This window comes from Chryseobacterium culicis, assembly GCF_002979755.1.
In the GTDB taxonomy this organism is placed as follows: domain Bacteria; phylum Bacteroidota; class Bacteroidia; order Flavobacteriales; family Weeksellaceae; genus Chryseobacterium; species Chryseobacterium culicis_A.
This window is the reverse complement of sequence record NZ_PCPP01000005.1, coordinates 1-25,995: the sequence shown is the minus strand read 5'-3', so window position 1 is coordinate 25,995 and position 25,995 is coordinate 1. Positions and strand designations below refer to the sequence as shown.

Genomic DNA, 25,995 nt, shown 5'->3' with positions numbered 1-25,995 from the left:
TCCGGCGGCTTCTTTGAAGCCGCCGGATTTTATTTTTTAAACTTTATATAAAGTCAGTGATGTTTAAAAACACTCACAAGGTTCTTCCACGTCAAGCAGACAACGCATTTTCTGCTCCTTCGTCAGTCCGCACCACGTACCACATGAAGTAATTGGTTTTGGTGGACACCATACTGCACCCGCTCCTCCGTTGATTTCTTTCAGATTCTTCTTGGTTAATTTTCTTAAATTTTTCATGATTGTTTAGTTTTATTTGTTGCCTACTCTCTCTGCTTTTCGGCTTCCGCAATGACTTTTTTATTTGATTACGGACAAATATATCAATATTTCACAACCACGAGATATTATTTAACGTTTTTTAATAGTTTAAAAAAAAGCCGAACACTATTAAAGGTTCAGCTCTCTTGTTATTTTCAAGAATAATAAAGTCTGTACTTGTATATCTTATTCGAAACATTCTGTACATGGCTGAGAAAGCATACAGTGTGATTTCTGCCACGGAGACCATCTGCACCATTCGTCACAGGACTGAAACATGGAAGGACATACTGCTGCCACACCTCCGGTTACTCCTTTTAAATTCGTTCTGGTTAATTTTCTTACATTTTTCATGGATATTTTGTTTTATTATTGGCCTACTCTTTATGCTTTTCGGCTTTCGCAACTGACTCAAAACTGGACAGTTAACAAATATAAAATATTTCACGAATAAATGAATACTTTAAAACCTGTAAATAAAAAAACCTCAGTAAAAACTGAGGTTTTAATTTTTATAAAACGCTTAAAAATTATGCGTTTGGTTCTACAGATACGAAAGATCTGTTGTTTGCTTTCTTTCTGAAAACTACTTTACCATCTACTAATGCAAACAAAGTGTGATCTTTACCGATTCCCACGTTATCACCTGGGTGGTGTTGAGTACCTCTTTGTCTAACAATAATATTTCCGGCAATAGCTTCTTGTCCTCCGAAAATCTTCACACCTAATCTTTTAGAGTGAGACTCTCTACCGTTCTTGGAACTACCGACTCCTTTCTTGTGTGCCATTTTATTACTGGATTATTTATTAAGTGCTTTAAATTGATCGATATTCTTAATGATAGCAGCATCTACTTCTTCATGAGTAAGAATATTCTTTTCTAATTCAACTTTAACTGCTTTACCTAAAGTAATTAAAGTTTCTCTGTTCTCTTTAGACTGAGACAAGTTGTTTTTCTTTAAGTGATAGTTCAACTCGTGATCTTCACCAAAGTTAACAGTTGCGTTGTCAGAAAGAACTTCACCTTTCACAGTTTCTTTTTTAGCAGCAGCTTTTTTAGCTCCACCTTCAAATCCTGTAATCCCAGTGATTACGATTTGAGTTAAAGATTGTCTGTGACCGTTTTTCACTTTGTAACCTTTTCTTCTTTTCTTTTTGAAAACGATTACTTTATCAGCTTTTACGTGGTCAAGGATCTCTGCTTCTACAGTGATTCCGTTTACAGCTGGGGCGCCTACAGTGATTGCACCGTTTACAGTAAGAAGAACTTTATCGAAAGAAACTTTTCCTCCTTTATCTCCTTTTAAACGGTTTACAAACAACTTCTGGTCTTGCTCAACTTTGTATTGAAGCCCTGCTATTTCTACAATTGCAAACATTGTTTATAAATTTTTAGTTATTTCGAGGTGCAAATATACATATAAATTTCTAATTAGCTTACAATCAAAGCAATGTTTTTTTAATTAAAATCCTATTCACTATGTTTTGAATAATTTTTTTAAATAATGTACTCACACTTAAGAGATAATTTCATACCTTCGTTTTACCAAATTGAATTTATATATGAAAAGAAACTTTAATCTCTGCTTACTAGCAGGTGCCATTGCTGTAACTTCATTAACAGCATGTAGTGATGACCAAATGGACAACAATGTTCAACCTCAACAAGAAGCACAGAGTGCAAAAATTGATCAGCCAGGAACTACTGAAAAAGGGTGTTCTTATGTTGACAACAACTGGAGCTCCAATTCAGTTTTACTGACTGGGCTTCAAAACACCACAGACACCAATTTTATGAACGGTCAGATGACTAAAATTGCAAGCATGTGGGGAAGAAGCAATCCTACGCTGCGTTTTGTAAACGATCCATCCAATTTCAATTCAACCTATAATGCGATTTCCTACTCCACAGGAAAGATCTATTATGGATATGCAATCTATTATGATGCAAAATCAAAAGGAGGTGATATTGTAAACGCAATGATTCTTGCTCACGAATATGGGCATCAGCTGCAGTACATCTTCAATCTGCCTTCTGTATCAGAATCAACATACAGACCGAACGAACTTGAAGCGGATGGCTTTGCAGGATATTATCTGAGAAGACCTAACGGGTACAACAAAACCAGTTTCCCGGAAATTGCAGCAGCCTATGAATTTGCTCAAAGCATTGGGGACTATCAGACAACGAGTGTTAACCATCACGGAACACCTGCACAAAGAAGATCAGCAGTTCGTTTAGGATTCCTTTTAGGACAGTATGATCTTAATGCTTCAAATTTCGATTATAACTTCTTCTATTATTATCAGGGAGTATTAAACGGAACTTATAAGATGGCTAAGAATACCGTAAATCCTGAAATTGACGCGTATATGAGTCAATATATTGATGAACTTAGAAAAATTCAGTCAGGAGAAATTTCTGCGGAAGAATTTAAACATCTTCAATAAACGAGAACATTCATTTTTAGCATATTTAAGAAAGGAGGCGGACAGTATGTTCCGCCCCTTTTTATTTTAACATTTTTTTTCTCTATTTATAAAATCAATTTGTTTGTATTTTTGAAAAATAAAAAGAATATCCAAGCAACTACGATGAACAGAGATCTCTACATTGATTTCGCCAAAGGACTGGCCACACTTTCCATCATATTTATCCATACCGCTTTCTGGTCTGGGCAGTTTTATATTCCCGCAGAAGTAAGAGTGTTTTCTCTGGTCTTTGATGTCGCACTTTTTTATGCGTTGAGCGGTATTACTTCGGGAGCAAATATTGAAAAAACATTATACCGTCTTCTGAAACTGCAGATCACTTATATGATTTTTGTAACCTTCCTTTTCTTTTTAGATTACTTCTTTAAAGTATTTGGATTGAGTTTCTTTTCTATGGAATGGCTCCAGAGTTTTTACTCCACCTTTGGTTCCAAATATTCAACAACCAGTATTTCAGTCTATCCCCAATGGGAAAATCTTGGAAATTGGTATCTTCATCAGTACACCAACGCCGATACCTTCCCTGTGGTAATGGGAAGCTTCTGGTATCTAAAAGTATATTATATCCTCACCGTTTTCGGGGTATTAATTTTAAGATTTTTCCCAAAACATATCCATTGGTTCATCGGACTTTGTATAGGTTTAACACTGCTATTCAACATCTTTCCGGAATATTATCCAGCGGGACAGGTGGGATATGTTGCTTTCTATCTTGCTGTCTTTTTAATTGGCCACACCATGCGTGGAAAAAAGATTCCAGCCAAAGCAATTCCTGTATTATATGCACTTGTGGGTGCAGCACTTATAGGGATGTTCTGGTACTATGGAGGTGATATCTTCTATAAAATCAATAAGAATAAGTTTCCTCCAAAAATCCCTTATATCATCTGGGCATTATTCTCTCTGGTAACTTTATTTGTCCTTTATAACCGACTGAAGATTACAAAAGAAAACTTCATCACCTATATCGGGAAGAATGCCATTTTCTTCTACTTTGCACAGGGAATCAGTTCTTCTCTGGTTTATTTCCTGGTAGTTCCATTAAAAGAAAACATGCCGTGGTGGCTTTTGATGATCATTATTTATGGTATTAATATCGTTTTGGCCTTCATTATTTCGGCAGGATTGAAAAAAGTAGATACATCAGGTTGGAATATTCTGGAATTCTTAAGAAGAAAGACCGCATCTTAAGACTTTAATGATCAAATTGAAATAAAGTCACATTCCTTACCTCAATTTGTTTAAATTTACAAAAATTTTACAACATGTTTAAGTTGAAACTACCTACCGATCCAAGGTGGGCAAATATTGCAGAAGGAAACATTGGAGAAATTTTAACGGATCATGCCTGGTGTGAGCAAAAAGCAGCCACCAATGCCATAGGGCTGATTACAATGCTTCCGGAATATCCTGAGATTGTGACCGAACTTCTTGCCATTGCACAGGAAGAATTAGATCATTTTAATCAGGTGCATGAAATCATTAAGAAAAGAGGTTTTACTTTTGGAAGAGCCAGAAAAGATGATTATGTCAATGAACTGGCAAAATTTATTGTGCAGGGAACCAGAGAAGACCTCATCGTAGATAAAATGCTTTTTGCAGCTATGATTGAAGCCAGAAGCTGCGAAAGATTTAAGGTTCTTACCGAAAACATCAAAGACGAAGAGCTTAAGGTTTTCTACAAAGAACTGATGATTTCTGAAGCCAATCATTATACAACTTTCATAAGGTTTGCAAGACAGCTTGGAGATCCTGAAAAAGTAAACAAACGTTGGGAAGAATGGCTGGAATATGAGGCCAATATTATTAAATCCTACGGAAACAAAGAAACCATCCACGGTTAAAATAAAAATAGTAAAGAGTATCCATTGAAGAAGCCAAGCTTTGAAAATATCGCCAATCTATTCCTGAAAAATTTTTTCCAGGGGCTCGTGATCATTGGTCCTATCGGGCTTACCATTTTTGTCATCTGGTATATCGTAAGTGCGATTGACAACCTTGTTCCTTCTTTGGCCAAGCAGATTCCGGGGCTCGTATTTGTATCCATCATTCTGTTTACGGCTATTTTAGGATATTTAGGAAATAAATTCGTTGTCGGAAGATTCTTTTTCGATACGATGGACAGCTTACTGGAGAAAACTCCGGGAGTAAAACATATCTATACTCCTACGAAAGACGTGATGTCTTCATTCGTGGGCGATAAGAAAAAATTCAACGATCCTGTATGGGTAAAAACCAATGAGAATCCGGAAATCTGGAGAATCGGCTTTTTAACCCAAAAAGAAATGTCGGACGTTGACAAGCATAATTACGTTGCGGTATATCTTCCCCACTCGTACGCCATCTCGGGCTGGGTAATTGTTACTGAAGAAAAAAACATCAAACCTGTAGTGGGAATGACAGCGGCTTCTGCCATGAAGTTCGCAGTGAGTGGCGGTGTAGCCGGATTCCATTCTGATGAAAATATATTTAAGGCTCCGGAATAATTTCTTTTTCCGCCTTATTTATACATTGATGAAATTTGAAAAATTATTTTCAAGCACATTTTCTTTACAAACAATTTAAAACATATTTAACTCATGAATTTACCGTACGCGGAACCTTTCCGCATTAAAATGGTGGAGGAAATCTACCAATCTACAAGAGAAGAAAGAGAGCAATGGCTTAAAGAAGCGAATTACAATCTTTTCAATTTAAGATCTTCACATGTTTACATTGACCTGCTTACTGATTCCGGAACCGGAGCAATGTCTGACAGACAATGGTCAGCTTTGATGACAGGAGATGAAAGCTATGCAGGATCCCGTTCTTTCGAACAATTACAGCAAACCGTTGAAAGTATCACAGGATTCAAATATTTATTGCCAACACACCAGGGAAGAGCAGCAGAAAATGTTCTTTTTTCAGTATTGGTAAAAGAAGGGGATGTAGTTCCCGGAAACTCTCATTTTGATACGACAAAAGGACATATCGAAATCAGAAAAGCTCATGCCATCGACTGTACAATTGATGAAGCTTTTGATATTAATGACCTTCACCCTTTCAAAGGAAATATCAATCTTGAAAAACTGGAAGAAGTTTATAAAAGCCATCCTAAAGAAAACATTCCTTTCTGTTTAATTACAATTACCTGTAACTCTTCTGGAGGACAGCCTGTTTCTTTGGAAAACATGAAAGCAGTGAAAGCTCTTTCTGACCAATATGGAATCCCTGTATTCTTTGATTCAGCAAGATTTGCAGAGAATGCTTATTTCATCAAAAAAAGAGAAGCAGGACAGGAAAACAGAAGTATTAAGGAGATCTGTAAAGAGATTTTCTCTTATGGAGACGGGATGACAATGAGCTCTAAAAAAGACGGCTTAGTCAATATAGGAGGTTTCATTGCATTGAATAATGAAGAAGTTTTCAGAAAAGCATCCAATTTTACCATTATCTACGAAGGGTTTATTACTTATGGAGGAATGGCCGGAAGAGATATGGCAGCATTGGCAGTAGGTCTTGATGAAGCTACTGAATTTGCTTACCTTGAAAGCAGAATTTCTCAGGTGGAATATCTGGGGAATAAATTAATAGAATATGGAATCCCTGTTCAGAAACCTATTGGAGGACATGCTGTATTCATTGATTCTTTAAATTTCCTTCCGAAAGTTTCCCGTGAAGAATATCCGGCACAGACCTTAGGACTTGAAATTTATAAGGAAGCAGGGATCAGAACTGTGGAAATCGGAACTTTGTTAGCCGACAGAGATCCTGCAACAAGAGAAAACCGCTATCCGAAGTTAGAATTGGTACGTCTGGCAATTCCTAGAAGAACGTATACCAACAACCATATGGATTATATTGCTGCTGCTATCAAAAACGTATACGAAAGACGTGAAGAAATAGCAAAAGGATACAAGATCACCTGGGAACCGGAAATCTTAAGACATTTTACTGTTCAGCTTGAAAAAGCTTAATGATAGAACCGGAAATTTTTTCCGGTTTTTTTATGCATTACTATTCAAGAATTCATCAAACAGGAAGAAGTTTACCCGTTTTTGTTGTCGCTATCATTACCCACATAACAATCTCACAATCATTTAGATATTATAAATAAAAATAAATCAATCATATTTTTTTATTGCAAATAATACGTTATGCTTTTCATTTTATTTTTTATAAAACAAAAATCAAATTGACTCATTTTTTGAGATAGTGAAGGTTTTTAATTTTAATTTTGTATTTATCTAAAGGAGATAAAAAATACTTAAAAAACCAACCTGAAAAATACATTATTCCGCAAATGAAGAAAATTGCTGTCGTGGGCGCCGGTATTTCCGGCTTAAGCATGGCGAATTACTTAGAAAAATACAAGATTGATTATCACATTTATGAAAGAAGAAAAAGGAAAGATCTGGCTGGTCACGGCTTTCTCATCCCCAAGGAAGGGATGGACTATCTTTATCAAATCATCACTCCTGATCTTCTTCTCAAAAATGGAAATTTCCTAAAAAAATATGTACAGTATTCTCACACCGGAAAATTTCTGGCAGAAAAAGATCTGGATAATGTTTTTGCAATTTCGAGACACGCATTGATTAATCTGTTAGCCCAAAACATTTCTCAAGAAAAGATATCATACGAAGAAACCATATTCTACGATGATCAGCAAAGTGACAGTCTTAAGTTTTCTGACGGAACCAATGTTGATGCAGACATTATTGTTATTTCTGACGGATCCAGAAGCCGCATCAGGAAGAATCTTTTTAAAGATGAAATAATGAGAATGGTAAGAGAAAGTGAAGTTGTCAATATCATTCAGAATAAAGAGATTGCAGATTCTATTGAAAATGACTTTATGAAATTTCATCATGAAGAAGGCGGTCTGACATTCGGGATTCTTAAGCTTTCTGATGATACGATTCTTTGGTATTCACAGTTTGATAACCAAAAATACACAATCAATGAGTGTTCTGCAGAGAATCTAAGAAAATATATGCTTGAAGTTTTTGAAAACTGGCATCCTATAGTTCCGGAAATCATACGAAAATCAGACTATAAAAATGTACATTTATGGAATGTTTATGAACTGGAAGAACTCAATCCATTTTACAAAGAAAACACCGTATTTATCGGTGATGCAGCACATCCGCTGATTCCATTTACAAGCCAGGGCGTTACTTCTGCTTTGAAAGATTCTTTTTTACTAACGAAATATTTAGTTGAAGAAAATTCTGTAGAGTATGCTTTCAGTAAATATGAGTCTGAGAGAAAACCTGAAATCGAGGTTCACATCAGCAATGGGAGGATATTACTCAATCAGTTTTTACTCCCTCTCAACCAACAAACAGAAAATATTTTACCCATATCTTATAAATAAATATGTTCACCAATAACGATATCAACTTTGAAGCGCTAAAAAGAAAGGCTTACAACGGAAGATGGGCAACCCTGGAAGACGGAATTATCCCTCTTACAGCTGCAGATCCCGACTTCAGAACAGCTCCTGAAATAGAACAGGGAATTATTGAATACCTGAAAGACGGCTATTTAAGTTACGGCCCTTTTTCGGGACTTCCGGAATTCAAAAAAAGTGTTGCAGATCATTTTAATGCTGAAAAACACGGAAATTTCTCTCCTGAAAATGTACTGGCAGTCAATAGTGCTGCACAGGGAATGTTTCTGATTGCCTCGTATGTTCTTACTCCCGGAGATGAAGCCATCATTCTGGATCCGGTAGATTTTCTTTTCAAAAAATCAGTAGAAACAGCAGGAGGAAAAGTAATATTATGTCCTGTGGATACAGTGACGGGAGAAATTGATTTTGAAAAGCTGGTTTCTTTAATCAGTCCTAAAACCAAGCTTATCAGCATATGCAATCCGCATAATCCCCTTGGAAAAGTTTATTCTAAAGAAATATTGATTAAAGTAGCAGAGATTGCTTCAGCCCATGATCTTTGGGTCATGAGTGATGAAATCTGGAGTGATATTATTTATGACAATAAAAGTTTTCATACCTATTCTTCAGTATCTGAGAAGGCAAAGAAAAAGAGCTTTACAGTATATGGATTTTCAAAATCATTCGGAATAGCAGGATTGAGAATTGGAGCTGTACTGTGCAATGATCAGGATATCCTTGAAGATTTCACAGAGAAATCCAATTTCAACTCCACCATAGAAGGTGTTTCTACTTTATCCCAGATTGCAGGAAGTGTCGCACTGGAGAAGGCAAAACCCTGGTATAAAGAGTTTCTAGCCCATTTACAGAACAACAGAGACTTAGCTTTTAGATTATTAAGCCGTTCAGAAATTGTAACCCCGAATCTGCCTGAAGCAACTTTTGTACTGTTTCCAAAGATAGAAAACGGAATGTCCAGTGATGAATTTGCCCAGCATGTCTTAAAACACGGAAAAGTAGCGATTGTTCCCGGATCAGAAAGATGGTTTGGAAAAGGCGCTGAAGGTCATATCAGAATTTGCTTTTCCACCTCACAGGAAATTTTAGAAGAAGGAATTAACAGAATCATTACCAGCTTTTAACATTAAAATTTTTAATTAAATTCAGATAATAGATTATTATTTTTCCGAATTTAGTCCAAATCAACATTAAATTAAGATATTCATACTAAATATTTTATTTTAATGTTGATTTAAAAATAAATATTGATAATTTTGATTGAATCACCACTTAAAATTATTAATATGAAAATAAAATATATCAGCATTATTTTCCTTGGAGTTTCTACTCTCTCCTATGCCCAGCAAATAAAAGACACTCTGAAAGAATCAAAGATTGACGAAGTAGCCATTACCGGAAGCCGAAACAAAAAAAGAACCGTAGTCAATACGCCCGTTCCTATCGATATTATAGACATTAAACAGGTAAGCCAGTCCACAGGACAGGTAGAAATCAACCAGCTTTTGCAATTTTCCGCTCCATCTTTCAACTCCAATAAACAATCAGGATCTGACGGTGCTGATGCTGTAGATCCGGCTACTTTAAGAGGTCTTGGTCCTGATCAGACTTTACTTCTTTTAAATGGAAAACGATACCATCAGTCTTCACTGATTAATCTTTTCGGAACCAAAGGAAGAGGAAACACCGGATATGATATGAATACCATTCCGATTGGCGCGATAAAAAGAGTGGAAGTTCTACGTGACGGAGCATCAGCTCAGTACGGTTCGGATGCTATTGCAGGAGTAATTAATGTTATTTTGAATGACAGAGACAAAGGTTTTGAAGGAAATCTATTCACAGGAATGAACCTTTTTAAAAGCCCCGGAAACAATGATGTGGTCTCTGATCATAAAATAGACGGAACGACTTTTGATTTCAGTGGAAATTTAGGAACTAAAATAGGTTCAAAAGGAGGTTTTGGAAACTTTACTGTAGAGTTTATCAATAAAGATTATGCGATTCGAAATGCTAATCCGGATATGTACACATCACCAAGACAGCGTTTCGGGGATGCAAAAGCGCAAAATATTTACTTTTTTGGAAATATTGAGGTACCCTTAACTGATGGTCTGAAATTCTATTCCCGTCAGGGCTTTTCACATAGAAATACTAAGGCTTATGCCTGGACCAGAACACCTGATGCAGACGGAAATATTCCTGAAGTTTATCCTAATGGATTCAACCCGATTGAAAACACCAGCATTACAGATTTCACGTTTGACAATGGCTTAAAATTCAAAGTTGCAGACTGGGATGTAGATTTCTATAATGCTTTTGGTAACAACAGATTTACTTACCAGATTGATAATACAATCAATGCTACTCTAGGAGTTAAATCTCCTACAAGCTTTAATGCAGGCGGACATTCATTGCTGCAGAATACCACCGGGTTTAATGCTGTGAAACAGTTCAAAGTACTGGAAGGGCTTAACGTTGCTTTCGGATCAGAATTCAGATATGAAAAATTTGACATCATCAAAGGAGAAGAAGCCTCCTATGCCATGTATGATATCAATGGAAATGTAGTTACAAAAGATACTCCTCAAAATTTATGGGTAACAGTTCCTGGTTCTGACCCTTTACGTTATCGTCCAGGGGGATCACAAGGATTTCCCGGCTATTCTATTGATTTTGGCAAGAGCAGAAACAATTTCGCAGCTTATGTAGATACTGAATTGGATGTTACCAAAAACTGGATGATAAGTATTGCCGGAAGGTTTGAAAATTATAATGATTTCGGAAGTACCTTGAATGGTAAGTTTGCTACAAGATACGCGATCACGCCACAGTTTGCGTTCCGTGGGTCTGTTTCTACGGGCTTCAGAGCGCCTTCTCTGGCTCAGAAATACTATAGCCAACAGTTTACCAACTTCCAGGGAGGACAATTGATTACAATTCAGCTGGCATCTAACGACAGCAAACTGGCAAGCAGCCTTGGAATCCCTCAACTGAAACAGGAAACCTCTGTGAACGGAAGTGCCGGATTTACTTTCAATACAGGGAAATTCACAGCAACAATAGATGGCTACTATATTCGTGTAAAAGACAGAATCGTTTTGACCGGATATTTTGCACAAGCAGACTTGCCGGCAGATGTTCAGGCAGAGAATCCATTCATCGACCAGGCACAGTTTTTTTCCAATGCTATTGATACTAAAACAAAAGGGGTTGACCTTATCTTAAGTTATACTGAAAATATTGGTTCTGGAAAACTGACTGCTACTTTAGCCGGAAACTATAATGATATGGAAATCACAAAAGTAAATACTTCAGAACAGCTGGCAGGAAAAGAAGACATTTACCTTAGTGCAAGAGAAAAAGCATTTATTCTTGCTTCTGCTCCCAAAACAAAAGTGAACTTAAACCTTAATTACAAGCTTAATAAGTTCAATGTAAATCTGCAAATGGTAAGGTTTGATAAGGTGACCCTGATTGGCTATGATGACTCAGAACAGGTCTATAATCCAAAAGTTACCACCGATCTTTCTTTCGGATATGAATTCTGTAAGAACCTGAATCTGACTTTAGGAAGTAAAAATCTGTTCAACAGATATCCTACTTTACAGACCTCTCATGTATCTAGCGGAAATACAGAAGCCGGAGGTATTTTTGATCCTGTACAGATGGGATTTGCCGGAAGGCAGGTTTTCGCCAGGGTCAACTTTAAATTTTAATTGAAAATAAAAAACTCCTGAGAATCTTCAGGAGTTTTTTATTTTATTTTTTTGAAATTTTATAAAGCTTACCACTGTCTGTTACAGCATAGAGATTTCCGTCCATTCCATTCAGTACATCACGGAAACGTTCTTTCTGATCTGCAAGAAGACGCTCTTCTCCTACTACTTTATTATCTTTCATTACGATTCTGTTGATATGCTCGCCACTCAGACATCCGATAATAAGATTTCCTTTCCATTCATCAATATTCCCCGTGTAAAAAGTAATTCCACTTGGTGAAATTACAGGATCCCAATAATAAACCGGTTGTTCCGTTCCTTCTCTTTGGGTTATTCCCTTTCCTACCTTGTCTCCGGAATATTCAATCCCATACGTTACATCTCCCCATCCATAATTTTTTCCCGGTTGAATCAGATTAATCTCATCTCCTCCCCTCGGTCCCATTTCCACATCCCATAAATTTCCATTGGAATCAATTGCCATACCTTGAGGATTACGGATACCATAGGCATAGATCTCAGGCTTAAAGCCTTGCTTCCCAATAAAAGGATTTCCCGGAGCGGGCTTGCCTTCTTTTGTAATCTTTAGAATTTTTCCAAGATAATTATCTGTTTTCTGAGCGTAAACGCGGGTTACTTTATCTGATCTTTCTCCGGTACTGACAAATAGATTTCCATCTTTATCAAAAGCCAGACGGCTTCCATAATGCTTATCTCCGTCATAAGAAGGTTCGGCACGGAAAATAACTTTCACCTCTGAAATATTTTTGAGATCTGCAGATAACTTCCCTTTCGCCACAGACGTTAAGTTTCCTTTTCCAAATGGTTCAGAGAAACTAAAGTAAATAATAGCATTGGTTTTAAAATCAGGATCAAGGGCTACATCCAGCATTCCTCCCTGCCCTTTTGAATCCACTTTTGGAAAGCCTTCAATTTTTGACACCTGTTTTCCATCTGTTGAAACAACATTCATATGACCTTTTTTATCCGTAATGAGAAACCTCCCGTCAGGCAAATTGATAATTCCCCAGGGTCTTCCCAAATCTTTATTCAATATTTCTACAGTATAGGCGGTTGCTGTCTTCACGGCCTTGATTCTTGTCTGCCCTTTAAATGCCGGTTTATATTCAGAATTGGGACTCTCTGTCTCCACGCTACCGGCGTTTCCGGTCTTCTGAGCATTGGTATTGCCCTCCTTGCATGAGGATAAAAAAAGAAAAAGGCTTAATACAGGGATATAAAATTGATTGATTTTCATATTATTATGATTATTTTTTATAAAATGAATGGAAAAATAATGCCATAAAACTTGTTTATATTAATTTTTATTCTACATTTGTAGAACAAATTACAAACATGTAGAATGAAAGAGATTAAAATAACCGATTCTGAAAAAGGCCTTATGGAAATTCTTTGGGAAAAGAAAACTGTTTTCATGAAGGATATTCTGGATGCTTATCCGGAACCCAAACCCGCACCCACTACCATTGCAACCCTCCTTAAAAGAATGCAGAATAAAGAACTGGTAGGCTATAAATTGTATGGAAATTCCCGTGAATACTACCCAAAGGTAGAAAAAGGAGAATATTTCAAGGAAGAAATGACTTCCATGATTGACCGTTTTTTCAACAGCTCTGTGACACAGTTTGCTTCTTTCTTTACTTCCAATGCAAAACTCAGCCAAAAACAGTTGAAAGAACTTCGTGATATTATTGACGAACAGATAAAAGAATAGATATGACAGCCATCATTCTCAAAATAGTTTTGTGCTCCTCTATTTTCATTGCAATATATTATCTGTTTTTGGAAAAAGAAAGAATGCACAGATTCAATCGAGTGTATTTATTAGGCTCATTATTGCTTTCATATACAATTCCGTTTGTTACGATTACCCTGCCAAGCCAGGACACTGAGCCTACTCCTCAGCTAATCATTAAAGAAGCAGCCCAGCAAATGATCTTTATCCAGCAGGAACAGGAAAGTTTTAACTGGATGAATGCAGTATGGGGAATTTATATTTTCATCACGCTTATTCTTTTGCTAAAAGGCCTTATTTCTCTTCTGAAAATCAAAAAAATATCTGGAGAAAAACTTACTTATCAAGATCATAATATTGTATTAACAAAAGAAAACCTTTCGCCCTTCAGCTTTTGGAACACCATTTATATGGGGGAAAGCTATATGAAAAATGATACGATAGATCCAAAAATTTTCCTTCACGAAAAGACTCATATTGAACAAAAACACAGCCTGGACTTATTGGCTCTGAATATCTTAAATATTTTCACCTGGTTCAACCCTGTTCTTTTCCTGTATAAGAAAGCTATGATCACGAATCATGAATTTCTGGCAGATGAAGCCGTGATGAAAAGTAATTGTAACATGAAAGAATATCAGAATCTTATTCTCGAAGAAATACTTAATCAGCAAAATCCTCCTTTGACCCATTCATTTAATTTTAATAATACCAAAAAAAGATTTATTATGATGAAAACAAAAAAATCAAAATTCAGTCTGTTAAAGAAAACAACCGGAATTACAGTACTGATTGCAGCGGCAGCATTATTCTCTGAGAGAACTTATGCAGGTAATCCAGCCAATATTTCGCTTTCTAATAAAACAGGAGAAATATCTTCTCCGAATCCAAGGACAGTGGAAACCCCAAAGTTGTATCAATCCCCTTTAACAACAGACACTCAAGAGAAAAAGATTCAACAGGAAAACCACTCAATGATCACGGACATCAAAAACCAGGAATTAAAAAAAGTTTCGGACACAATCACTCCAAGAACATCTAAGACTGAAGGTAAAGACATAAATACCGCCATCAATACTCAACAAAACACAAACGAATTTCCAGCACAATATCCTGGGGGAGCTAAAGATTTAAAAATCAAAATAAGCAGAAATGTGGATGTGAGTAGTTTAGAAGACTATAAAGGTCCTATAACATCTACCGCCTATATTCATATCAATGAGGAAGGAAAAACAACTCAGGTAACCACTTCGGGACAAAATGAAATCCTGAACCGGGAACTTCTGAAAACAGTTACAACAATCAGTAATGAAACAGTTTGGATCCCCGCAATGAAAGATGGAAAGGCCATTGCTTCCATATTAAAGGTTCCTGCAACGATGACTTTTACACGACCATAATAACAAAAGCGCTAGAAATTAGCGCTTTTTATTTTTCACCTCTTCTTGTTCAGACTGTAGCAAAAAATCAAAACGATAAGATTATTAATGAAATTTTTATTACCAAAATATTCAACATCAAAACATTATCCTGCCTAATAATTTCTTTTGTATTTTTGTTGTATACATTCTTTTCTATGGATTTTAAGCTTCAATCAGAATATAAACCTACAGGAGATCAGCCTCAAGCTATTGAAAAACTTACCGAAGGAATAGAGATCGGTGAAAAATATCAGACCCTTCTTGGGGTAACAGGTTCCGGAAAAACCTTTACGGTTGCAAATGTTGTACAAAATGTTCAACGTCCAACATTAGTCCTGGCACACAATAAAACACTGGCAGCACAGCTCTTTATGGAATTTAAAGAATTCTTCCCGGAAAATGCGGTGGAATACTTTGTCAGCTACTATGATTACTACCAGCCAGAGGCCTATATTGCCACAACAGGAACTTACATTGAAAAAGATTTGAGTATCAATGAAGAGGTAGAAAAATTACGTCTTTCCGCTACGGCCAGCCTTCTTTCAGGAAGAAGAGACGTTTTGATTGTAGCCTCCGTTTCATGTATTTATGGTATCGGAAACCCTACGGAATTTCATAAATCTTTAATTTCCATAGCGATTGGTGAGAAGGTAACAAGAACTGCACTCCTTCACTCATTAGTAAACGCACTTTATGCCAGAACATTAAACGAATTCCAAAGAGGTACATTCCGGGTGAAGGGAGATGTAATTGATGTTTTTCCTGCCTATACTGATAATGCCATCAGAATTCAGTTTTTTGGAGATGAAATTGAAAAAATCCAAAGCTTTGATCCTGTGACGGGGAATGTAGAAGACAATTTTGATCAGATACAAATTTATCCTGCCAATCTTTTTGTAACTTCAAAGGAGACCTTAAACGGTGCCATTAAAGACATTCAGGATGATATGGTAAAACAGGTTGATTTCTTTAGCGCTGTAGGAAAACCATTAGAAGCCAAGCGACTTCAGGAAAGAACCGAATTGGATCTTGAAATGATTAAAGAGCTGGGCTATTGTTCAGGAATTGAGAACTATTCGAGATACCTGGATGGCCGTCTTCCGGGAACAAGACCCTTCTGCCTGATTGACTATTTCCCTAAAGACTTTTTGATGGTTATTGATGAGAGCCACGTTACAGTTCCACAGGTTCATGCCATGTATGGTGGTGACCGAAGCAGAAAAGAAGCATTAGTGGAATATGGTTTCAGACTTCCGGCTGCTATGGACAACAGACCTTTAAAATTTGAAGAATTTGAAGCCATTCAGAATCAGGTAATATATGTCTCTGCAACTCCTGCAGATTATGAACTTGAGAGAACCGGAGGCGCTTATATAGAACAGATTATCCGTCCAACAGGACTTCTTGACCCTATTATTGAAGTAAGACCTACCATCAATCAGATTGATGATCTGATGGAAGAAATCCATAAAAGATCTGATGCTGATGAAAGAGTACTGGTAACCACTTTAACGAAGAAAATGGCTGAAGAACTTACGAAATACTTTACCAAATTCGGGATCAGAACACGATATATTCACTCTGATGTTGAAACACTGGAACGTATTCAGATCATGCAGGATCTTCGTTTAGGACTTTTTGATGTATTAATTGGAGTCAATCTATTAAGAGAAGGACTGGATCTACCAGAAGTTTCATTAGTAGCCATTCTTGACGCAGATAAAGAGGGAATGCTCAGAAGCAGAAGATCAATGATACAAACCGTAGGACGTGCCGCAAGGAATGTAAACGGAAAAGCGATCATGTATGCAGACAAAATCACCAAATCGATGCAGGCTACATTGGATGAAACCGAATACCGCCGTGCCAAGCAAATGAAATATAATGAAGACAACGGCCTTAAACCAAAAGCTTTAAATAAAAAGATTTCTGAGAATCTTGTAGGGAGAAGCAAAGATTTCCCTGATGAAAAATATACCCAAAAAGAAATTCTTAAGAAAGTTGCTGAAACAAAAGCCAGCTACGCAAGTGAAGATATTGAGAAAATGATTGCCCAGAAACAGAAAGAAATGGAAGCTGCCGCAAAAAATCTTGATTTTATAAAAGCAGCCAAACTGAGAGATGAAATTGCAGCTTTGAAAGCTTAATACAACTGATAATAAAAAATTTCGGCGGCATCTTCGATGCCGCCGAAATCCTATCTAAGATTGATATATTTTAGTTTTTACAATCCATTTCTTACTGCTGCCCTGATAGGAGCCAAAAGATCCATCAGACCGTTTATCTTGATCTCATAAACTGTTGAAAGCTGCATTCCTAGCTTTCCCTTTGGCATTCCGCTTCTGTTAAACCATTCCAGATAACTCACCGGGAGGTCTACAAGAACTGTCCCTTCATACTTTCCGAAGGGCATTTTCATTACACAGATTTCTTTTAATATTTCGGGATTGAGTCCTTCCACGTTTTTATATAATTAAATTAATTTTTCTTTTATATCATCCTGGCCAGGCAGTTCAAGGTCCGGAGGCATATCTTCATCCGAAAATTCATTTCTGTATACCTGAACCAGAAGAAGGGTCAGGGAGATCAGAATAGGACCGAAAATAAGCCCCATGAAGCCAAAAAGATTCATTCCCATGATAATTCCGAATACAGTATTCAGTGGGTGAATATTTTCCAGTTTCTTTAAAAGGGTAAAACGAAGAAGATTATCTGTAAGACCTACCACCACAAGACAATAGATTGCCAAACCAATTCCTTGCCCGGTATTGCCTTCTGCAATCATAAAGATACACACCGGAACATAGATAATAGCCGTTCCTACTACAGGAATCACTGAAGCTGCAGCCGTTAGTGCAAAAAGCAATGCTGCTCCGGGTGCTCCAAAAATTAGATAACCGATGAGAGCAACAATCCCCTGTCCTATAGCTACAACCGGAATCCCGATAGCATTCGCCATAATTAGTTTTCTCATTTTATCGCCAATCAAAGAAATGTTGGCTCTCTTCAATGGTGCAGAAGAAGTCAGTATCTTTTCAAAGAGTCTCGGCCTTTCCAGCATAAAATAAAGAATGAAATACATAGACATTACTACAGTAAGAGTATTGAATGTACCACTGACTGCTGATGTAGAAAATTTTCCTACATTATCTTTCAGCTTTGCCATATTCTCCTTGCTCAGAATATCAAATCCTGTTTTAGAGAAAATATAAGAATGGATTTTATCCAGGAAAATATTGAACTTGGCCATATAAGCCTGAGCATTGCCTAGTTTATCAATAATCAGATCGGCAATAAAATAGATGGGAAGAATAAGAACAATAAGACTCGCCAACATGAGCGCAAAAGCGGCCAGTGACGGTTTCCATTTTTTTTCTTCCTGCAGATAAAAATTATACTTCCTGCAGACGACATAAATGGTAATTGCTCCCAGAACTGAGGGAATAAACAATGCCAGATTGAAACAGATTAAACCTGCCAATACCAGAATAATGGCCAGCAATGACATCTGCTTTATCGCAACACTGCTTATTTGTTTGTCCTTATTCATCATCAATTTTTATATTTTATTTGCTGAACATAATTTGTCTTGGTTTTCCTAAGAAAGCGCAATAGGTGGAGTACATTACAATCATAATAAACGGAGCTGTTAAGATAATCCCTATAATACAAAGGAAAATTCCTGCAAAAGAAATTAGAAACCCTAAAAGACCTGTTAATAAGAAAGTTCCATAGTTTTCTTTAGCAATATTGAAAGACTTTGACAGAGCATCTGTAGCTGAAGCATTTTCAAATAACAGAATAGGATATCCTAATAAAAGGAAAGGATACACAAAAATGATAGGCAATACACACAATGCCAGAGCAATTGACGAAATCACCCAAGCAAGAAGGCTGTAAATCAAAATGTTTACAAAATTCTGACGGTATCCGATGAAAAGGTCGGAAAACTCAATTGGATTTTTGGTATTGTATTTATTCACCATGTAGATCAGTCCTACATATAAAGGAGATAACAAAAGTCCGAAAAGGCTGGAAGCACCCATATACAAGGGAAGTCCTGGTGTACTCAAGGAATTAAAATCACCTCCTGAAGATTTTATTTCTTCCGCCACAGAAGCAGAATCAAATCCGGTAAGCATTTGAATAAGAGATCCTCCAATCATGTAAATGATCATTGCTACGATTCCGTAACCAAAAACACCCTTGTACATTTCAAAGGCATGAGAAATAATTGATCCCGTATCTCTGTTAGGCACAGAGCCTTGCTGATCAAATTCGTTAAATTCAGACATAGTTTAAATATTTAATGATTTTACCAAATTTACTTTTTTTTAGTAAAAAATCATATTAAACACGAATGAATTTTAACTTTTTTCCGAAAAAACCGTTTTATAAAGGGAGTAAATCATGGCATTCCAAAAAGGGAATGTAAACAATCCTCCTATAAAAAACAGGGCAAAACCCAAATACTTAAATATAAAAGCAACGATCACACAAACCGTTATTTCCAGAAAATACATCCTGAGTGCTTTAAAATTAAGAGAAATTGATTCAAAAATCCTTTTATTGGTAAAGAACATCAATGGAGCTACAAACACAGTTATTATCACCCAAACAATTCCAAGAATAATAGTCTGGGCAGCATTGACATAGATGAAAAACCAGAAAATATAATATCCTATGTACTTAAAAAAGTTAAGTCCGTTATATCCTACCAGTAAATCGCCCAGCTCAAGCTTTTCCTTAAGATCAATCTTTCTGTAAATCTGATAAAAACCAATATTAAGAGGATAAAGAAAAATCATAGTACCCACAATCATCAGAGAAAAACTCTGAAATTCCGGAGTAGAAACCATTTTAGTATACTGCGTGGCATAAGCCTGCATTCCATCTTTAAGGTACTTGCTGGTTTCCATATACTGGCTAAAAATATTATATTTCAGATCTGCGGCAAAAAACACCGTCAGGAAAATTCCAAAATAAAAAATTGAAAACATCAACTGAAAAACGAGTGTTTTATTCCAATAAAAAAATGCCTGCTTCAATATAAAATCTAGTCCCGGTTTCTGAGGATATTTGTTCTGCATCATAAAAAATTTATGCAAAAGTAAACATCAATAAGTATTTTTGCAGAATGTTTTCAGTGAATCATCAAAAATTTATGGAAATGGACGAGCTTTCCCTTCAGAAGGTTCCCTATTTTTTCGTCATCGACTTTCTCGCAGAGAATGTAGAAATATATCAGGAACATGAAATTGAAAAAGAAGGTTTAATTATTGATTTCAAAGAACTTACAGAGTCAAAAGAGACCCATGCACTAGACAAAAAAGTAATATGGAAGTCAGTTCCTGAAACACTGGAGAGCTTTAAAATAGGCTTTAATAAGGTTCAGAAAAATATTCGTTTAGGAAACTCTTATTTAGTAAATTATACTAGAAAAACAAAGATAGAGACCAATTTAACCTTAGAAGAAATTTTTTACCACTCAAATGCGAAGTACAAAGTTTTTTATAAAGATTTTTTTGTATTTTTTTCTCCTGAAACTTTTGTAAAGATTATTGATGGAAAAATTCTGACTTATCCCATGAAAGGTACAATTGATGCTTCTATTGAAAATGCAGCAGAAATTCTAAAAAATGATAAGAAAGAAAAGGCAGAACATTATACTGTAGTAGATCTGCTCCGAAATGATCTGAGCATGGTAGCTGATGAGGTAAAAGTAGATCAGTTTCAGCATATTGACTTTATCAAAACCCAGCAGAAAGATCTGTATGCCATGAGTTCTGAGATTTCAGGAACAATAAAACCTGAATTTAACGGAAAAGTAGGAAGTATTATGCAGAAGCTTCTTCCTGCGGGCTCTATTTTAGGAGCTCCCAAACCTAAAACACTGGAAATAATTCTGGATGCGGAAGGATATGACAGAGGATATTACACAGGAGTTTGTGGCTGGTTTGACGGTCAAAATGTTGACAGCTGTGTAATGATACGCTTTATTGAAAAAGAAGGAGATCAACTTTATTTCAAAAGCGGAGGCGGTATAACGCACATGAGTAAGTTAGAAGACGAGTATCAGGAAATGAAAAATAAAATCTATGTCCCAATTCATTGAAAGCATTAAAGTAGAAGATCAGGAGGTTTTTCTATTGGATCTACATCAGAAACGTGTCAATCAAACATTTTCCCATTTCGGGAAGGAAGACTCTATCGATCTGGCCAAGATCTATAAAAACCTGCAGCATGATGAGGATGGTCTTTTCAAACTAAGAATTGCCTATGACCTTGATAAAAGAATCAGAACACAGATGATTCCTTATGCTATTCCTGAAATACAGGATTTCAAGCTGGTAGAAAACAACAGCTTTGATTATTCATTTAAATTTGAAGACCGAAAAGAGTTGGATAAGATGAAAATGAAAGCAAAAGCTGAAGAAATCATCATTGTCAAAAACAACCATATCACTGATACCTCTTTTTCCAACCTTTTGTTTTTAAAAGGAAAAGATTGGTTTACTCCTTCTACCTATCTGTTGAACGGAGTACAGAGACAGCATCTTTTAAAGCATAAAAAGATCAAAGAAACGGAGATTACTTTACAGAATATAAAGCAATTCACCCATTTCCAGATCATTAATGCGTTGAATGATTTTGATGATATGTTTATCTATCCTATCGACAGGATTATCAACCTGCCGGGGAATGAGGAATATCTTGATCTTTAACCCTATTTCATAAATTCAAAATACGACTTCAGTACATCTGCACTATTCTTCCCGTGAGTATTTACTTCCAGGATTTTTGGCTGTGCATCAGGTTTGAAGAAATTCTCAAGAACCCTGTCCAGCGTAAGCTCGTCCTCTACCCGAATATAGGAGAATCCGAAATGTTTCGCCAGATATTCTGCATTCTTACGGTGTTTTGTAGCAATAAATTCATCCAGCGTATTCGGATTGGCGTTACCCGGTCCCGGAATGATTTTAAAGATATTTCCTTCACCGTTATTGAAGATCATAATTCTTACAAATGGTGGAATATATTGATTCCAAAGACCATTGATGTCATAAAAGAAACTTAAATCTCCTGTTATTAATAAGGTTGGATTTTCATTTTTGATAGCAAATCCCATTGCCGTAGAAGTAGAACCGTCAATACCGCTTGTTCCTCTGTTACAATATATTTTTCTCTTTCCAAAATCAAACAGCTGTGCATATCTGATTCCGGAAGAGTTGCTGATATGAATATTATAGTTTTCAGGAATCGTTTGTGATGCCTTATTGAAGAAATAAAAATCTGAAAAATCAATCGTATTCAAAAACTGTTCATGCTTGGCATCTTTTTTATCCCTTAAAACATCCCAAAGATTAAAATAAGGTCTCGGCTCCAGATTGATAAATTTCAGCAGTTTTGAGAAGAATACTTCCGGCTTAACTTCTATCTTTTCTGTGAGGGAGAAATAAGTATCAGGCTGCCACACTTCATCCAAATGCCAATGCTGCTTCGGGTGGGCTTTTCTCAGGAATTGTTTTACCTTTTTAGAAACCACATTCTGTCCTATTGTAATCAACAGATCAGGCGCATAGGTTTTATAATCTTCTTCTGTAAAATTAAAAATATAGCGGTCTATATGTTTGAAGAACTTCTCGTGATGTAAATTTGAGTTGGCTTCACTCAATACAACAACAGAATGGTTTTTTACCAATTGAGTTAACTGATTTTCCAATTCCGGGCTGTAATCTCTCGTTCCCACCAACAGCAAAATTCTTTGTGAGGTATGCCATTCTGCAATCAGATTGGATGGAATTTCATACTCTTTATGTTTGATTGTTTTTTCAACAGTAGGAAAAGTAGGAAGCTCAGATACCAGCTCGTATAAAGGTTCTTCTAAAGGAATATTAATATGTACCGGGCCTTGTTTCTCAAAACAAAGCTCAATTGCTTTTTTAATGATATCGAAATTAATATCTTCTGCATTTTCTTTGCTGTCTTCCAAAAGCTGAAAGTCACCATAGGAATGCTGATGAAAAACATCTTTCTGTCTAATCGTCTGCCCATCGAAAATATCAACAAAATCAGTAGGTCGGTCAGCCGTCAATACCAAAAGGGGAACATTCTGATAAAAGGCTTCAGTCACTGCCGGATAATAATTAACGACTGCTGATCCGCTGGTACAGGTAATGGCTACAGGTTTTTTCTCGCTTTTTGCCATTCCCATTGCCACGAAAGCAGCACTTCTTTCGTCTACAATACTGTAACAGTTGAAACTATCTACCTCTGAAAAATGAATGGCCAAAGGAGCATTTCTTGACCCCGGAGAAATTACGATATCTGCAATTCCGTACTGCTGAAGAAGATGTGCAAGTATTTGGATACTTCTCTTAGAAGAATATTTTTTCATACAGCAAATTTAACTTATAAATAATGATTTTAAAATCATTTAATTTAAAAAAAATGTAATTTTGCTGTTCGTAAATTTCTAAAAATGGATAAAATACCTAGTGTAGACCTGCGTGATTTCCTTTCGGACAACCCGGAACGCAAACAGAAATTTGTAAATGAAATCGGAAAAGCTTATGAAGAAATTGGTTTTGTAGCCTTAAAAGGCCACTTTCTTGATGACAACCTAGTGGATGATTTGTATGGAGAGGTAAAAAACTTTTTTGAACAACCAGTGGAAACGAAACAGAAGTATGAGATTCCAGGAATTGGTGGACAGAGAGGCTATGTAGGATTCGGTAAAGAAACTGCAAAAGGTTTCAAAAAAGGAGACTTAAAAGAATTTTGGCATTTCGGACAGTATCTGTCTGATGATTCAAAATACAAAACTGAGTATCCAGACAATGTAATCGTTGATGAACTTCCAAAATTCAACGAAGTAGGTAAAGAGGCATTCCAGATGCTTGAGAAAACAGGACAGTATGTGTTAAGAGCTTTAGCATTGCACCTTGGGTTAAATGAGTTTTATTTTGATGATAAAATCGCAGAAGGAAATTCTATTTTAAGACCTATTCACTATCCGCCAATCACCGAAGAACCAGATGATGCGGTAAGAGCTGCTGCTCACGGAGACATTAACCTTATTACCCTTTTAATGGGAGCACAGGGTAAAGGTCTTCAGGTTCAAAACCACAACGGAGAATGGATTGATGCTATTGCAGAACCGGATGAACTGATGATCAATGTTGGAGATATGCTTTCAAGACACACCAACAACAAATTGAAATCTACCATCCACAGAGTGGTAAACCCGCCAAGAGAAATGTGGAGTACTTCAAGGTATTCAATTCCTTTCTTTATGCATCCTATCAGTGCAATGTCTTTAAATGCACTTGAGAACTGTGTAGATGAAAACAATCCAAAATTATACGAAGATACAACTGCCGGAGAATTCCTGCATGAAAGATTAATCGAATTAGGATTGATTAAAAAATAAGAAAAGAAACGGCTATCTCTATTTGAGGTAGCCGTTTTCATTATACTATCCTGTTATACAATAAAATTCAGGACATGGTGTAGGTTGTGTAAAAGTACCCCATGGACAGATGCAGGTGTATGTATCTCCACCACCGCCAGGATTTTCTCCACCTCCAGGATTTTCGTAAGGAACACATTTTCCCCCTGAGCAGATTTGTCCTGCAGAACATCCTCCTTCTCCCGGTCCACCGCCTTCTAAGCAATAGGCTGGAAAATTGACCCCCGCAACAATACTTCTCTTGTCGTCTCTTGAAAGTTTTTTTAAATTTTTCATAGTTATAGTTTTAATTTTTCCTACTCTATAAGCTTTTCGGATAACGCTAGCTTAAAAATAGCATTTATTTTATTGTCAATCAAATATTTATGTGAAAATCATTGATCATATAACTCTTAAAACTGTTTATTATATTAATTTTTTATTTTTAATACAACAAACATTATTAATTAAAAATATTTTAACTAATTTTACTTTAACTTCAAATTATTAATTAAAACGATATGAAAAATTTAAAAAAACTACAAAAAGGCCAATTAAAAAACATTTCTGGAGGTGCTAATCTTCCTGAAACAGATTTCTGTATGTACTACTGCAATGGAACCATTGTATGTGCTACCTGCAGTGATGATTTTAAATGCCCGGACACAAACAGTGATATGTAAGATTGAAAGTCCCAATCCCATAAATAAGAACCGTTTCTTTAAGAAGCGGTTTTTTCATTTCTTCTGGATTAAGATAAGGCAGGTTCTGAGGGTTTATATATATTTTCCATATACAGATAAGCTTCCAAGGATAATAAGCCGCTTATGAGCATAAATAATCAGCGTATAAATAATGAACCCTTCCTCTTGATTAAATAAAGAAGTTTAATAAAATTTAAGTAGTGATATTTCAGGAGCTTTATCCCGCTATTCATTCATACTCCTCGCGCCTGCACGCTTCCACGCTCAGACCCACCCACTCGCCAATCCAAGCTGCGGGGTAACCATTACTATCGGGGCTAGGAGAAAATCAATTATGAATTATAAGTTATGAATTATGAGCTTCGGGATTCGATTTAAGAATGATCAGTTTTATATCGTGAGATTAATAGTTCTGATTATGTCATTCCGTAGGAATCTAGCCACATTTATTAGACTCTAAAGAATTCAAAGGATAAACTACAGAATTTTAAATGGATTGTTGAGACTCCTACGGAGTGACAGTTTGAGTGTGATGAACGGTAAAGATGAGTAATGGGTAATAAGTAATATAGCATACGTTGGATATTACTCATTACTTATTGCTTATTACTCATTATTTATGAGTCAAGCTGGTAGTTATAGGTATATACGGGTGTATATAGGTATAGTGGAGTGGAGAGTATAAAGCAAAAAAAATCCTTTATCATCAGATAAAGGATTTTTAAAAATAAAATAAAAACTGGCGGCGGCCTACTCTCCCGCGTTAGCAGTACCATCGGCGCTGGTGGGCTTAAC

26 protein-coding genes are annotated in these 25,995 nt (G+C 36.2%); 15 read left to right on the top strand and 11 right to left on the bottom strand.

Annotated features, from left to right (window positions below; all coding sequences use genetic code 11):
* Nucleotides 1–63 precede the first annotated feature (63 nt).
* The 4 genes from CQ022_RS23060 to rplU form a co-directional block, all read right to left on the bottom strand.
* Nucleotides 64–237 (bottom strand): bacteriocin-like protein, encoded by a 174-nt coding sequence (locus tag CQ022_RS23060; protein WP_165791700.1) that lies wholly within the window; start codon nt 235–237, stop codon nt 64–66.
* A 207-nt stretch (nt 238–444) separates the two neighbouring features.
* Nucleotides 445–612 (bottom strand): bacteriocin-like protein, encoded by a 168-nt coding sequence (locus CQ022_RS23055; RefSeq protein WP_165791699.1) that lies wholly within the window; start codon nt 610–612, stop codon nt 445–447.
* A gap of 176 nt (nt 613–788) precedes the next feature.
* On the bottom strand, nt 789–1,046 hold the full coding sequence (rpmA, locus tag CQ022_RS19860; RefSeq protein ID WP_002984034.1) for a 50S ribosomal protein L27: 258 nt from the start codon (nt 1,044–1,046) through the stop codon (nt 789–791).
* A 12-nt stretch (nt 1,047–1,058) separates the two neighbouring features.
* Nucleotides 1,059–1,637, bottom strand: a complete 579-nt coding sequence (rplU, locus tag CQ022_RS19855; RefSeq protein WP_076597840.1) for a 50S ribosomal protein L21 — start codon at nt 1,635–1,637, stop codon at nt 1,059–1,061.
* Between the two features lie 184 nt (nt 1,638–1,821).
* Between rplU and CQ022_RS19850 the strand changes: the two genes are divergently transcribed.
* The 8 genes from CQ022_RS19850 to CQ022_RS19815 all read left to right on the top strand — a co-directional run bounded on the left by CQ022_RS19850 (nt 1,822) and on the right by CQ022_RS19815 (nt 11,865).
* A complete protein-coding gene (locus CQ022_RS19850; RefSeq protein WP_105684033.1) occupies nt 1,822–2,709 on the top strand; it encodes a metalloprotease in 888 nt (295 codons plus the stop codon).
* A gap of 144 nt (nt 2,710–2,853) precedes the next feature.
* Complete coding sequence (locus CQ022_RS19845) at nt 2,854–3,942, top strand: acyltransferase family protein (RefSeq protein WP_105684032.1); 1,089 nt, start codon at nt 2,854–2,856, stop codon at nt 3,940–3,942.
* 74 nt (nt 3,943–4,016) lie between these two features.
* The gene (locus CQ022_RS19840; protein WP_105684031.1) at nt 4,017–4,595 is read left to right on the top strand and encodes a tRNA-(ms[2]io[6]A)-hydroxylase; all 579 of its coding nucleotides are present in this window, start codon (nt 4,017–4,019) and stop codon (nt 4,593–4,595) included.
* Between the two features lie 24 nt (nt 4,596–4,619).
* Complete coding sequence (locus CQ022_RS19835) at nt 4,620–5,237, top strand: DUF502 domain-containing protein (protein ID WP_047377240.1); 618 nt, start codon at nt 4,620–4,622, stop codon at nt 5,235–5,237.
* Nucleotides 5,238–5,330: 93 nt separating this feature from the next.
* Nucleotides 5,331–6,707 carry a tryptophanase gene (locus CQ022_RS19830; protein ID WP_105684030.1) on the top strand — a complete coding sequence of 459 codons (1,377 nt, stop codon included), beginning with the start codon at nt 5,331–5,333 and terminating at the stop codon, nt 6,705–6,707.
* 326 nt (nt 6,708–7,033) lie between these two features.
* Nucleotides 7,034–8,110 carry an FAD-dependent monooxygenase gene (locus CQ022_RS19825; RefSeq protein WP_105684215.1) on the top strand — a complete coding sequence of 359 codons (1,077 nt, stop codon included), beginning with the start codon at nt 7,034–7,036 and terminating at the stop codon, nt 8,108–8,110.
* Between the two features lie 2 nt (nt 8,111–8,112).
* Nucleotides 8,113–9,270: a pyridoxal phosphate-dependent aminotransferase gene (locus CQ022_RS19820; protein WP_105684029.1), complete on the top strand. Its 1,158-nt coding sequence runs from the start codon at nt 8,113–8,115 to the stop codon at nt 9,268–9,270.
* Between the two features lie 162 nt (nt 9,271–9,432).
* Nucleotides 9,433–11,865: a TonB-dependent receptor plug domain-containing protein gene (locus tag CQ022_RS19815; RefSeq protein ID WP_105684028.1), complete on the top strand. Its 2,433-nt coding sequence runs from the start codon at nt 9,433–9,435 to the stop codon at nt 11,863–11,865.
* 43 nt (nt 11,866–11,908) lie between these two features.
* Here CQ022_RS19815 and CQ022_RS19810 read toward each other — a convergent pair whose 3' ends face one another.
* Nucleotides 11,909–13,126, bottom strand: coding sequence for a PQQ-dependent sugar dehydrogenase (locus CQ022_RS19810; protein WP_105684027.1), 1,218 nt, complete (start codon nt 13,124–13,126; stop codon nt 11,909–11,911).
* 105 nt (nt 13,127–13,231) lie between these two features.
* Here CQ022_RS19810 and CQ022_RS19805 point away from each other — a divergent pair, with 105 nt between their 5' ends.
* From CQ022_RS19805 to uvrB, 3 genes are all read left to right on the top strand, one after another.
* Nucleotides 13,232–13,603 (top strand): BlaI/MecI/CopY family transcriptional regulator, encoded by a 372-nt coding sequence (locus CQ022_RS19805; protein WP_105684026.1) that lies wholly within the window; start codon nt 13,232–13,234, stop codon nt 13,601–13,603.
* Between the two features lie 83 nt (nt 13,604–13,686).
* Nucleotides 13,687–15,024, top strand: coding sequence for a M56 family metallopeptidase (locus CQ022_RS19800; RefSeq protein WP_165791698.1), 1,338 nt, complete (start codon nt 13,687–13,689; stop codon nt 15,022–15,024).
* A 176-nt stretch (nt 15,025–15,200) separates the two neighbouring features.
* Nucleotides 15,201–17,192 (top strand): excinuclease ABC subunit UvrB, encoded by a 1,992-nt coding sequence (uvrB, locus tag CQ022_RS19795; protein WP_105684024.1) that lies wholly within the window; start codon nt 15,201–15,203, stop codon nt 17,190–17,192.
* A 77-nt stretch (nt 17,193–17,269) separates the two neighbouring features.
* Here the strand turns inward: uvrB and CQ022_RS19790 are convergent, their stop codons facing one another.
* The 4 genes from CQ022_RS19790 to CQ022_RS19775 form a co-directional block, all read right to left on the bottom strand.
* Nucleotides 17,270–17,506 carry a DUF3820 family protein gene (locus CQ022_RS19790; protein ID WP_105684023.1) on the bottom strand — a complete coding sequence of 79 codons (237 nt, stop codon included), beginning with the start codon at nt 17,504–17,506 and terminating at the stop codon, nt 17,270–17,272.
* Nucleotides 17,507–17,518: 12 nt separating this feature from the next.
* Nucleotides 17,519–18,598: an AI-2E family transporter gene (locus CQ022_RS19785; RefSeq protein WP_105684022.1), complete on the bottom strand. Its 1,080-nt coding sequence runs from the start codon at nt 18,596–18,598 to the stop codon at nt 17,519–17,521.
* Between the two features lie 13 nt (nt 18,599–18,611).
* Nucleotides 18,612–19,340 carry a beta-carotene 15,15'-monooxygenase gene (locus tag CQ022_RS19780; protein ID WP_105684021.1) on the bottom strand — a complete coding sequence of 243 codons (729 nt, stop codon included), beginning with the start codon at nt 19,338–19,340 and terminating at the stop codon, nt 18,612–18,614.
* 72 nt (nt 19,341–19,412) lie between these two features.
* A complete protein-coding gene (locus CQ022_RS19775; protein ID WP_228421875.1) occupies nt 19,413–20,138 on the bottom strand; it encodes a hypothetical protein in 726 nt (241 codons plus the stop codon).
* 44 nt (nt 20,139–20,182) lie between these two features.
* Between CQ022_RS19775 and CQ022_RS19770 the strand changes: the two genes are divergently transcribed.
* Both CQ022_RS19770 and CQ022_RS19765 read left to right on the top strand, forming a co-directional pair.
* Complete coding sequence (locus CQ022_RS19770) at nt 20,183–21,160, top strand: aminodeoxychorismate synthase component I (protein WP_105684019.1); 978 nt, start codon at nt 20,183–20,185, stop codon at nt 21,158–21,160.
* Nucleotides 21,144–21,770 (top strand): aminotransferase class IV, encoded by a 627-nt coding sequence (locus tag CQ022_RS19765; RefSeq protein WP_105684018.1) that lies wholly within the window; start codon nt 21,144–21,146, stop codon nt 21,768–21,770. The genes CQ022_RS19770 and CQ022_RS19765 overlap by 17 nt, the downstream gene beginning before the upstream one ends.
* Before the next feature lie 2 nt (nt 21,771–21,772).
* Here CQ022_RS19765 and menD read toward each other — a convergent pair whose 3' ends face one another.
* Complete coding sequence (gene menD, locus CQ022_RS19760) at nt 21,773–23,443, bottom strand: 2-succinyl-5-enolpyruvyl-6-hydroxy-3-cyclohexene-1-carboxylic-acid synthase (protein WP_105684017.1); 1,671 nt, start codon at nt 23,441–23,443, stop codon at nt 21,773–21,775.
* Nucleotides 23,444–23,527: 84 nt separating this feature from the next.
* Here menD and CQ022_RS19755 point away from each other — a divergent pair, with 84 nt between their 5' ends.
* Nucleotides 23,528–24,478 carry an isopenicillin N synthase family dioxygenase gene (locus tag CQ022_RS19755; RefSeq protein WP_105684016.1) on the top strand — a complete coding sequence of 317 codons (951 nt, stop codon included), beginning with the start codon at nt 23,528–23,530 and terminating at the stop codon, nt 24,476–24,478.
* Between the two features lie 45 nt (nt 24,479–24,523).
* Here the strand turns inward: CQ022_RS19755 and CQ022_RS19750 are convergent, their stop codons facing one another.
* A complete protein-coding gene (locus CQ022_RS19750) occupies nt 24,524–24,793 on the bottom strand; it encodes a bacteriocin-like protein (RefSeq protein WP_034692794.1) in 270 nt (89 codons plus the stop codon).
* A gap of 224 nt (nt 24,794–25,017) precedes the next feature.
* Here CQ022_RS19750 and CQ022_RS23050 point away from each other — a divergent pair, with 224 nt between their 5' ends.
* Nucleotides 25,018–25,179, top strand: a complete 162-nt coding sequence (locus CQ022_RS23050; protein WP_165791697.1) for a bacteriocin-like protein — start codon at nt 25,018–25,020, stop codon at nt 25,177–25,179.
* Nucleotides 25,180–25,995 lie beyond the last annotated feature (816 nt).